The 11,255-nt window shown below is 51.0% G+C and carries 9 protein-coding genes; 1 reads left to right on the top strand and 8 read right to left on the bottom strand.

Annotated elements, in window-relative coordinates; all coding sequences use genetic code 11:
- The first annotated feature begins 564 nt into the window (after window positions 1–564).
- Window positions 565–1,686: an IS110 family transposase gene (locus NT073_RS04295; protein ID WP_297369308.1), complete on the top strand. Its 1,122-nt coding sequence runs from the start codon at window positions 565–567 to the stop codon at window positions 1,684–1,686.
- Window positions 1,687–1,839: 153 nt separating this feature from the next.
- Here NT073_RS04295 and NT073_RS04290 read toward each other — a convergent pair whose 3' ends face one another.
- The 8 genes from NT073_RS04290 to NT073_RS04255 form a co-directional block, all read right to left on the bottom strand.
- Window positions 1,840–2,250 carry an integrase core domain-containing protein gene (locus NT073_RS04290; RefSeq protein ID WP_297369305.1) on the bottom strand — a complete coding sequence of 137 codons (411 nt, stop codon included), beginning with the start codon at window positions 2,248–2,250 and terminating at the stop codon, window positions 1,840–1,842.
- A gap of 5 nt (window positions 2,251–2,255) precedes the next feature.
- Complete coding sequence (locus NT073_RS04285) at window positions 2,256–2,741, bottom strand: hypothetical protein (RefSeq protein WP_297369302.1); 486 nt, start codon at window positions 2,739–2,741, stop codon at window positions 2,256–2,258.
- On the bottom strand, window positions 2,738–2,965 hold the full coding sequence (locus NT073_RS04280) for a hypothetical protein (protein ID WP_297369300.1): 228 nt from the start codon (window positions 2,963–2,965) through the stop codon (window positions 2,738–2,740). Before NT073_RS04280 ends, NT073_RS04285 begins: the two co-directional genes overlap by 4 nt.
- Before the next feature lie 480 nt (window positions 2,966–3,445).
- Window positions 3,446–4,654, bottom strand: coding sequence for a glycosyltransferase family 61 protein (locus tag NT073_RS04275; protein ID WP_297369298.1), 1,209 nt, complete (start codon window positions 4,652–4,654; stop codon window positions 3,446–3,448).
- A gap of 37 nt (window positions 4,655–4,691) precedes the next feature.
- Window positions 4,692–6,560, bottom strand: a complete 1,869-nt coding sequence (locus NT073_RS04270) for an efflux RND transporter periplasmic adaptor subunit (RefSeq protein WP_297369296.1) — start codon at window positions 6,558–6,560, stop codon at window positions 4,692–4,694.
- A gap of 1 nt (window position 6,561) precedes the next feature.
- A complete protein-coding gene (locus tag NT073_RS04265) occupies window positions 6,562–8,019 on the bottom strand; it encodes an efflux RND transporter periplasmic adaptor subunit (RefSeq protein ID WP_297369294.1) in 1,458 nt (485 codons plus the stop codon).
- Window positions 7,997–9,322 carry a TolC family protein gene (locus tag NT073_RS04260; RefSeq protein WP_297369292.1) on the bottom strand — a complete coding sequence of 442 codons (1,326 nt, stop codon included), beginning with the start codon at window positions 9,320–9,322 and terminating at the stop codon, window positions 7,997–7,999. Before NT073_RS04260 ends, NT073_RS04265 begins: the two co-directional genes overlap by 23 nt.
- The gene (locus NT073_RS04255) at window positions 9,309–11,252 is read right to left on the bottom strand and encodes an efflux RND transporter permease subunit (protein WP_297369311.1); all 1,944 of its coding nucleotides are present in this window, start codon (window positions 11,250–11,252) and stop codon (window positions 9,309–9,311) included. Before NT073_RS04255 ends, NT073_RS04260 begins: the two co-directional genes overlap by 14 nt.
- Window positions 11,253–11,255 lie beyond the last annotated feature (3 nt).

The raw sequence follows: 11,255 nt of genomic DNA, 5'->3' as shown, positions 1-11,255 counted from the left end.
TTAATTTAGTATTCGTGTGAAATTCAATAGGAATCGCTCGTTCGACTATATCATACCTGTTTACGGAAAGAAACCCAACCATAACTTTCCATACCCCTAACCTAGTGCACCGACCGTTGCAGTTTGAATCTGAGCGTTGAAACGATGAATATTTTTCGACCAGCTACAACAAAACTATAAATTTGATAGTCTTATAACAGATCAATTAATCTCTATGTGTCTCTTTAAACGCCCATTTAAAGAGATGGTTACAGAGTTGTCCTAGCAAAGTCATTCTCTATAAGCTTCAGTCTCAAATTGTCATCTCACATATCTTTGATACCAAGCAGGATAATAAAAAAAAGTGCAATTTCAGTGTATGCCATTGGTGAGTAGAAGAAGCGATTTGTCATCTCAAATGCGTCCTTGTTGGACGACATAGCATTCGTGGGTTTGCCCTACTCACCTTCTTTCTGTTAACTTGGACAGTACCCAATGACGTAGCCTGACTACGATCATCAATCATGTGAGCAATTCGGAAAGGTCAGTGGCGTATTGATGTATTTCACCTAATCAAAGCCTGTTATGGATGCTTCTTTCAATGCCCTCAAATATGGAGTCGGCTTGGACATGGGTAAAGAAACCTTTTATGCCTGTGTTAGCACAGTTGATCAAGCACAACGCATCAAAATTAAAGCGACTCATTCGTTTAGCAATTCACCCAAAGGGATCACCAGTTTCCTGCGATGGGCTACTCATCATTGTAAAGACCGTCAGCTACCTGTTCAGTATTTAATGGAAGCCACTGGCGTATATCATGAACAAGTGGCCCTGGCTTTGCATCATCAACAAGCTCAGGTAAGTGTGATCTTACCCCAAAAAGCAGCTCATTATCTCAAAGCATTAGGCATCAAAACCAAAACCGATGGAGTGGATGCCCAAGGATTAGCCACTATGGCTTGTCAACAGCGATTGGAAGCATGGACTCCGATCAGCGAAGCCATGTATAAACTACGGCAAATAACTCGACAACACACTCAATTACAAGAGCTTAAGACGCAGTTGAATAATCAACTGATTGCCTTGGAGACAGGCATGTATCAAGCCAGCGAAGTCAAAAAACAGTTGAAAAAATTGCTGGATCAACTTGATCAGCAGTTAAGCGAGTGCGTCAAACTGATTGAAAAAGCTATTGCCCAGAATCCCGATTGGCAGCGTAAGGTGGATCAAATTTGTCAGATTAAAGGTATAGGTATGTTGACTGTTGCCAACCTCCTGACCGAAACCAATGAATTCGCTTTGTTTGAGAACCATCGTCAATTAGTCAGCTATGCGGGCTATGATGTGGTCGAGAACCAAAGTGGTAAACGGGTGGGTAAAACTCATATTAGTAAACGGGGTAATGCTCGGATCCGACGGGCCTTGTATATGCCATCTCTATCGGTAGTGCGCTACGAGCAACGCCCTTTTAGAGGCTTATTTGAACGCGTCTATGAACGGACCCATATTAAAATGAAAGGGTATGTAGCCGTCCAACGCAAGCTGCTCACCATTATTTATAGTCTGTGGAAAAAAAACCAATCTTACCAGTCAGATTACACGAACGAGGGACAAAAAATAGTAGCTCCCATAATAGGAGCTACGCTGCATCAACCCCAAGAGGTCGTGCTTGAAGATACGAATGTGAGGATTTTAGTGGAATCTTAAAAAAATTATATAGCTTTTCTTGCTTCTAAAGACAGTACCACGAATCAAAATCAAAATCTCTGTAGCGTCCTAAAATAAGTTTACAGTTTCGGGGTGAATTTATTAGTTCATGCTTATAGTCCTACCATTGGTTCACAGTATCTCAACCAAAAATTAGCTATCCACTTCTAGCTCTACTTCCCTTTTCTTATAATAATTTTTCCAGCGTCTTCGTAAATCGCCCCGTTGCTGATGGGCTTGTTGTGGGGTCAGCATGTCACAACTGCTATGGGGGCGCAATGAATTATAGATCAACACAGCTTGGGCGATCCCCTTTTTGGCTACGCTCAGGCTAGGGTACTGATCGGCTAATAGTTCCGCTTTTAGTATTCCATTCACCCGTTCATCGATCGCATTTTCCAAGGGGTCTCCGCTTTGCGTCATACTGATTTGGATGTTATTATTCTGTAAAAGACTGACATACTCCAGGCAACAATACTGCACACCCCGGTCACTATGGTGAATCAATTCAGAAGTGTCTTGGCAGGCTTTTAAGGCCATCTCCAAGGCTTTCAGACTACCCATCGCACTCAACGTTTCCGATACACAGATCTAACAATTTCTAGGCTATAAGTATCGGTCACTAAGCTCAGATAAGCAAAGCCATCACCGACCAATATATACTTTATGTCGCTCACCCATAACAAGTTGGGCGCCTTGGGTACATACTCCCGAATTAGATTCGGATATTTCTTTTGCCAGTGATTTGAAAAAGTAGTCTGTACTCTACGGCGACGTTTTTTTACTAATAACTTATGGGCTCGTAGCAAATTAAACAGCGCATCTCGACCCAGCTTCAACTGGTGCTCTTGGACGAAATCCTGCATCAGCACCAGTAATTTTCGAGTGCCTAAGCGGGGCTGCTGAGCGCGGTGAAGCAACACTTGCTGAATAACCAGCTCGGCTTTAAAGCAATTCTGGTTATTGTTCTTTTCAAATTGATAGAAGGCCTGCCTGCTATAACCAAGCAGTGCACACAACGCCCACAGGCTGTGTCGCTTTTCGTTGTGCCTCACTTTATTGACCGCTTAGTGCCAAACTTTTTTCGGATCGGGACTTGCAGTTCGTCCTCGGCAATATTGAGCATGGCGTTCAGCAGCTTATTGCGTAGTTGTTCGCGCTCCAACAGCTTTTGGAGTTGCTCAACGGTAGGCGGTTGATTGGGTTTTGGCTTCATGGGATCGGAAGCTAAGCCCACGCCTTTTAGTTTAGCCTGCTGTTGGGCTTGATACTTGAGCATACACCGATTTATCGTGGCTTTACTGATGCCATATTTTTTCTCTAGTTGCAGGTAGGTATACCCACCCAGCAAATATTCTCGGACAGCCTTTTGTTCATGTTACAGTTCAATTGAGGGCTGTAAACCTATTCTAAGACATGACACTCACATTTTAGCTGAGTTTGTGAGACTGATTTTTCTTCCAAATGACGAATTATCTCCCTTTCCGTAGAACTACCCAGGGGTGGAAAACGGCAGGCAGGAATATGAACTTCTTGGCTTTGCCTTAAGACAACTGGTAATCCTCTACTGACCTATAAACTATACGCTCAGTCAAAGAAGACTGTTAAGCCAGGCATTGGTGGTAACTACACGAATTGTGGCAATGAGAACTAAGTGGCGTACTATACAAAATCGAAAAAAGCTGCACTTTCGAGCATTCTGAAAAGTTTAGCCAAGCAATGTGATCCGTACTATCTGCCAAACAATCGCCTGATAAGATCAGTTGTACGCTATGCCATAGTTAAAAATCTTTTCCAGACACCGCTCCAGCTCATCCACCAACACATATATATCGTCTTCTAATCCTTCAGCCCACCCCCCCGTTGCTGCCGAGCCGTGAAAGTAGGCCGAATAGCGTAGGCCCAGTTGCTCAGATATGTTTCGATAGAAATCGGGGAAATAGGTTGGGGCAAACAACTCGAACAAATGTGTACCAGGTTGGCACCAGAGGATGTTGACAAACGAGGCCCCATGTGGGCCAATTATAAACTCGGCGTTTTGGTAGATAGCCACCTGTTCAGTTACTGAACGCGGCTTGTCTTCAATCACCTCAATGTTATAGCGTCGCAGCAAGTCGATCAAATCAGGCTCGTTGAGCACTCGCCGTCGCCCCGCGCGGCTAATGTATACCCGACTGCGTTTTCCAGTTGGTGGAGGAAGTTTAGATAAGATGTGTTTGCGGAGCGCGTCGATGTCTGCCTTGTTTGGATAAAACCAATGGCCGGTATTCGCCAGCACACATTGCTCGAAACGTACCTGCGTCGTGCGGGTGTCCACGATACGACCCGGATCTATATCCAGTAAGGAAAGATACTCACGCTCGTAGGCGGTGTTAAATAAGGGGTAAGCAACGATGGCTTCGTTGAACGTAGTTTCAGGAATGGCTTCTTTAATCCGGCATAACTTTCCCGCCACTAACATCACGAAGTCAAAATAGCCGCCCCAAACCACGCCATCCAGGTAATGACTCCAGGGGGCAATTAAGGTTGTAGTGCTGACTTGTTGGCGTTTTTTTAGGTGAAGGACGTTTCGAAAGAAGTCATCCGTGTTGATATCCGTACAAAAAACATACTTCCGACTGCGGATACCCCCATACGGAAGTTGCCGAAGCGCTCCGTTGAACTGTCCTAAAAGCCATACTGAAACAGGTTCAGTTTCTGACTGATTTGCGGTGAAATACACCTTCACAGGATTGTTCAGGTCGGCGATCTCAGAGAGGGACAGTGCGTTAGCGGGGTAAGTAAGGCGCTGATACGGTTCAAGCTGATAGGCTGTTTGTGGTTTATCTAAAAACTGACACCCCAATCGGCGATAATACCAACGGGACCCTTTGCCTATTACCAGCTTGACCAGTTTGGCGGGAAAGCGTCTGAGTTTTCTATTTATGGACTGAAACCGGGATGCACGGATGGATAGAGGTAGAGCCATAGAAATTGCGTTTAAGCAAGTAGTCTGACGTAACGGATCAATTGATTTCTTCCTTCGTTTCTCCGCAGGTCAGCATCTGATCGCCGAAAAAGGGGTTGCGGATGGGCTTTCTGTCGCTGAGCCAGTAACTGCCCTTATTATTCAGGGCCATCGGGCAGTATTGGCGGTACACCGGTTTATCCGTAATGCCAAACGTCTTCACGCTTCGGTACAAACCGTCCTCAAACTGAGCGTAGGCCGTGCGTTGCTTGCCTAGATCGCCCGTACGACGAATCGCTATCAGAGCCGCGCTCATGGCATTCAGGTATGTCATCCAGTCGGTATGGGCCTGACCGGACAGCTGCTTCATATCCACCCCTGAAAGTGCCTTTTCGACCCCGATTGCCGCAACTTTTGTGCTTCCACTATTAGAGCCTATCAACGCTTCAGTCAATTTTAACGAGGCTTCATATACACCCGTTAACTGCTTTTTGAAGGTGTCCGGTGCACCACTACCCGTTGGTTTGCCAGATGAGAGATCTGCTACCGGCTTCCCGGATTGGCTGACTGGGGTTGCTTCCGCTTGGCGATTGGCAACCGGTGCTGGGTTTGTCTCGGCGTTTGGGGTCGATTTAACGCCATCGTCGTCTGGCTGTTTAGTAAACGGGTTCACCCCTTTTTTGAGAATCAACTCACTGTATAGCAGGTAGGCTCCTGACATGGCTATGGTCTCGTCGCCGTTGAGTCCGTTGGTGATGACCACCCGCTGATCGGTTTCAGTACCGGTTTGCACCCGGCGCGGCTGGAACGTACCCGGCCCTGTTTGCACAAACACGACCGCGCCCTCTCCCCCCCGAACGACTGCATCAACGGGCAGCGTCAGCCCGCGCTGTACCCCATGCCGGAGCAGCACCTGAGCCTGTTGACCGGGTTGATACCGCCCGCCCGGGTTGGCCAGGACAGCTCGCATGATAAGTACCTGACTGCCCGCCTGGTATTCGGGGTTGATGAAGGCAACCCGCGCCGTTAAGTCCCCTTCGTACCCGATTACTCGCACAGATACCCGGTCGCCGACTTTCACGTACTTCGCTTCACCGGCGTATAACTCAGCCTCGACCCACAGCTGGCCGAGATTAACCAGCCGGTAGAGTAACGCCCCTTCACCGACGTACTGCCCTTCACTGGCCGCAATCTCGGTAACCGTACCCCCTGCCGAAGCTACGAACGGAATACGGGGCAGTACCTTCTTCGTTTTGCCTAAAGCGGCAATCTGCCCGGCGGTCATGCCGTAAAGCCGGAGCTTCTGCTCGGCGGCCTGGCGAAACTGACTATACCGCCCGGATGCGTTTGACGCTTCGCTGTTACCCATTTCCTGCTCCTGTTGCAGCGCAATCAAGTATTCCTGTTGCTGGGTAAGCAGGGGTTCGCTATAGATTTCGTACAGTACCTGACCCTTACGGATGGTCTGGCCAGTTTCCTTTACGTACAGCCGCTCAATTCGGCCAGCCACCCGGCTACTGATGACATCCGTTTGCTGCTGATCGGCCGCTAACCGGGCGTTTAAGACGGTACTGTTACCAATGCTGCCCGACGATACGGGTTGCACCGTAACATTGGCCAACTGCATCTGACTGGCGCTAAGCATGATTTCTGCGGCTTTGGCACCCGTTTTTACAACAGCGACCAGATCCATACTACAAATAGGACACGTACCCGGTGCCGATTGTACAATCTGTGGGTGCATTGGGCAGGTATAGGTTGTACCTCCCTCCGCGTCAGGGCGGTGATTATGTCCTGAGTGGTCATGGTCGCTGGCGGCAATTTGCGTCGAATCATCCGCTGTAGTCGAGGACGTACCTCCCGGTTGGCAGGAAGCAGTAAACAGTATTAACAGACCCGCCGATCCGTATAGCCATCGTCGTATCATATTATTGGGTAGCCTGGGCTACGTTAACGAAGCTTTCACTATCAATTAAAAACTGGGCATTCCGGGCCACGGCCTGTTGTTTCGTCACGCCACTCCTGATGACCACGAACCCACCTACCTGAGCCCCTGTCTGGACACGGATGGGTCTAAAAACTCCCGGCCTTTCCTGCTGCACGAACGCAACCTGTTCATTGCCCAGATCCAGCACGGCCGTTGCGGGCAACCAAAGCTCATCGTTGGCATGCTGGCCGGTAGCACCCCGACGAATGTTTGCCCGGGCTAATTGGCCCACCCTCACCGAATTACTACCCGGCAGGTAGGCTCGTACCGTAACAAAAGGATTCCCGTTTTCCACGAACGGAACCACGAAACTTACCTGCGCCGGACGTGCTGGCTGGCCCGTTTGATCAAACGAGATGGTCAACGCATCACCGGGCTTGATACCGGCCGCATCGCGGGCGTACAGACGGAACTCAGCCCACAGGCGGCTGGCATTGACCACCCGGAACAGGGTTTGACCGGTTTGGACGTACTGTCCTTCCCGAAGTAACAGCGACCCACCGACAGCGCCACCATCCGGTGCCGGAGTTGGGGCAGAGAACGTGACTTCATCCGTTCCCGCCGTAGCTCCTACGCCGTTCATGCCCCCACCGCTGCCCATGCCTGTACTCGACCCGCCTGTTGCCATGCCGCCTGATGCAGGCGTGGCTGCCGATGGTGAACCGGTTGACTCTTCTACGACGTAGCCGTCGTAAGGGCTAAACACAGCCAGTGAGTAACTGGGCTTGCGCGTGCGGACGAGGTCGGCAATTTGCCCGTCTGTGACACCCAGCAGCCGAAGTTTTTGCTTCGCTGACGCAATCAATGGCGCGTTACCCGCGTCGGCATCGAGCAGGTAGAGCAGTTCGCGCTGGGCCGTCACAATATCGGGACTATAGAGTTCGAGCAGTTTTTGCCCTTTGCGAATCGGCTGGTAATTGAAACGTACGTACAGCTTCTCCACCCGCCCACCAAACCGGGCAGGAATGGTGTAGAGCCGACGCGTGTCATATGTCACAACTCCATTGGCCTGCACCACTACGGCTTCATCACGCCGTTCGGGATGAACCGTGGTAATGTTGGCGACAACGACCGAGTTGGTTGATTGCAGCAACGCTTCTAGGTCGGCATTAACCACGAGGCTATCCCCCCCCGCGCTCACTTTTTTGACCAAATCCATGCCGCAAATCGGGCAGGTACCGGGTTTGTTCCGCACTATTTGCGGGTGCATCGGACAGGTGTACGCTACTTCGTCAGCAGCCCGGTCGTGTTCCGCATGAACACCGGTCGCCGGTCCGCCGGATTGATTGGATTCGTTCGTCTCATTGCCGCTTTTGCAGCCTGCAAAGACTATCAAGGCCAGCACCAATAACCGGGCTGTTAACCCTAAATGCCTGTTATTTCTCCAGTTCCCGTTCATAGCTCAGAATCATGCGGTAATAGTCCTGTAGGCGCGTCAGGTAATCCATCTGCGTCATATTTAGTGTTTCCCAGGCATCAATGACGACGGGTAATTCTCCTTTGTTCTGTTCGTAAGCAATCAGCTGGGTGTCGTAATTTTTGCGCAGGGTTGGAATTACCCGTCGTTCGTAGTTGTCTACCTGCGTTCGCATGTTCCGTATGTCAGTCAGCATCTGGGCGACCATGCCTTGCGTTTCGATGAGCATGCCTTCCCGCTCATAGCGCATAGCTTCGATATCCTGCTGCATGCCTTTAATTTCGGCTTTGTACATTCGTGAGGCCCAAGGCACAACCGGAATCGAAATCATACCCATGAGCGTAAACTGGGTGGGCATCATGCTCTTGACCCCGGAGAAGGGCTGCATGTGATCGAAGCGGATGCGAAAGTCGGGGCGGGCCTGCGCTTTCTGCGCTTCGATACCTGCCTGCATACTCAGTATCTGCCGGTCCATGCGACGGATGTCGGAACGTACCTGGCCAATATCTTCCGTGGTAGGCAGAGCCTGTTGCGGTTCGGTCGGCCGTAGGGTAGTATCCGGTCGGAATGCCTCAACTGTGGGCCGGTTCATCAACGTGTTCAACCCAATGCGTTTGCGCTCAATATCGGCCTCGGTCATCGTCACCATGTTATCCAGCTCGTAGAGCCGTCCTTCCGCTTTATAGACGTTACCTAAGCTGCCCTGCTGGTAGGGGTAGCGGATGTCAGCCAGCTTTTTCATCAGTTGCAGAATACGCCGGTTTTCGGCCAGTACCGTCAGCCGTTTTTCCAGCACGAGCCAATCGAAGTAGAGTTGTTTGGCATCCGAGCGCAGCCGGTTGAGCGTTACGCCCCGTGCGGCCTCCTCAACGGCGGCTTTCGACTGCTGAAAGACTTGAGTGGCCCGCTGCTTGGCCCGGTTGGGAATATCCTGCTCGACGGAGACCATGCCAAAGCCTTTGTCTCGCTCGTCCATAATCATCTGCGCCGGATAAGGAGCCATGAACGTACCCACGCCCACCATCGGGGCCATCCAGCTACGGGCTCCCTCGGCGTAGGCACGGGCCGCAGCAGCCCGGCTTCCGTACGGTTTCAGCAGCGGGTTACGCTGGTCAATGCGGATCAGCACAGTATCCAGCGGCAGCACCGGCACGGTCCGTCGCACGGCGGGGTCGGTCTCATTCTGGCCCGTTCGGGGAGCCGGTATTGGTTGCCCGACTGTCTGAGTGTAGCCCTGACCCGCCAGCAATAGACAAAGAATCGGTATGGGATTAATGCGATGCATCTAATACGTCGAGTTTACCAAATTTGCGTAATTCATACTCCTTGGTCATCAGGAAGATGAGGGGGGTGACGAGCAGTATATGTGTAGAAGAGGTCAGCACACCTCCAATCATCGGCAGGACAATCGGTAACATTACGTCGCTGCCTACACCACCTGCCCATAGCACCGGCACCAGACCAAACAGCGCTACCGATACGGTCATGATTTTGGGTCTCAGCCGCTTGGCTGCTCCGTTGATCACGTACTCCCGAAGCTCCTCCCGGCTGATGGTTTCGCGGGAGTTTCCCCGCTTGGCCACGAGTTGTTTCATGGCGTCGTTGAGGTAAATAACCATCACTACGCCCGTTTCAACCGCAATGCCAAACAGGGCAATGAAACCCACCGCTACGGCCACCGATAGATTTACGCCGTAGAAGTACACCATGTAGGCCCCGCCGATCAAGGCGAAGGGAATGGTAATGAGACTCAGAAACGCTTCCCGCGCTGAGCCAAAGGCTAAGTACAGGGAAAGGAATATGACTACCAGGACGATGGGCGCAATGAGCAGCAGGGTTTGACGGCCTCGGATGAGGTTTTCATATTGCCCGCTCCACTCCAGAAAATAACCATTGGGTAACTTCAGATCCCGATTCACTTTGGCAATGGCTTCTTCAACGGTACCGCCCAGATCGCGGTCCCGCACGTTGAACATCACCGCACCCCTGAGAAGCGCGTTATCCGACGTTATCATCGGTGGGCCGTTCTCAAACTTGACCGTGGCTATCGCCGAAAGCGGAACCGTACCAAAAGCAGCCGTGGCAATCGGAATGCGCCGGATTCGCTCGACGCTGTTGCGGTAATCCTGCGCCAGCCGTACATTGATGGAAAAACGGCGGCGACCTTCGATCGTCTGCCCGATGGGAGAACCGCCAATGGCCGATTCGACCACGTTGTTGACGTCATCCACATTCAGTCCGTAGCGGCCCAGCGCCTCCCGGTTCACATCGACGGTCAGGTACTTACCGCCTGTCACGGGCTCTACATACAGATCTTTTATGCCGGGCACTCCGTTTAACGCCGCTTTAACCTGTTCCGAAACCGCGTAAATACTGTCGAGTGACTGCCCGTGTACCTTAATGCCTACGTCGGTACGGATACCGGTGGATAGCATATTGATGCGGTTGATGATGGGCTGTGTCCAGCCGTTGACCACACCCGGAATCTGAAGTTTGGCGTCCAGTTCGTTAATGAGGTCTTTCTTGGTAATGCCTTCCCGCCATTGGGCCTTGGGCTTGAGCATGATAATGGTTTCAATCATGCTGATGGGTGAGTTATCGGTCGCTGTCGAGGCCCGCCCCGCCTTGCCCAGCACTTTAGCCACTTCCGGGACCGATTTGATGAGTTTGTCCTGCACCTGCAAAATCCGCTTGGCTTCGGCGTTCGATACGTCGGGCAGGGTCACGGGCATAAATAGAATTGACTGCTCATCCAGGGGCGGCATGAACTCCGAGCCTAGGCTCATCAGCATGGGTACGCTGATGGCCAGTGCCAGCAGGTTAATACCGATGGTCGTCTTGCGCCAGCGCATTACCCACCGGATAATGGGTTCATAAATCCGTTCCAGAAAGCGGTTGATGGGGTTGGCATGGTCGTCTTTAAAACGGCCTTTCATGAACAGCGAAAGCATTACGGGAGCCAGCGTAACGACTAAAAACGCATCTACCAGCAGGATAAATGTCTTCGTCCAGGCCAGCGGGTGAAACAACTTGCCTTCCTGGCCGGTCAGCAGAAATACTGGTAAAAATGAGGTAATGATGATGATGGTCGAATAAAATACGCCCCTTGACACCTGAATACTCGACCGTTCAATAATTGCCAGCCGTTCTTCGTCAGGGATCTCTACATAGTTTTTAGGGCCGTAACCGAACCAACTTTTTATCTTTTTCCACATGAT

The organism is Spirosoma sp., assembly GCF_026391055.1.
Taxonomy (GTDB): Bacteria; Bacteroidota; Bacteroidia; order Cytophagales; family Spirosomataceae; genus Spirosoma.
The sequence above is the reverse complement of the archived record's forward strand: the minus strand, read 5'-3'. Positions and strand labels throughout refer to the sequence as shown.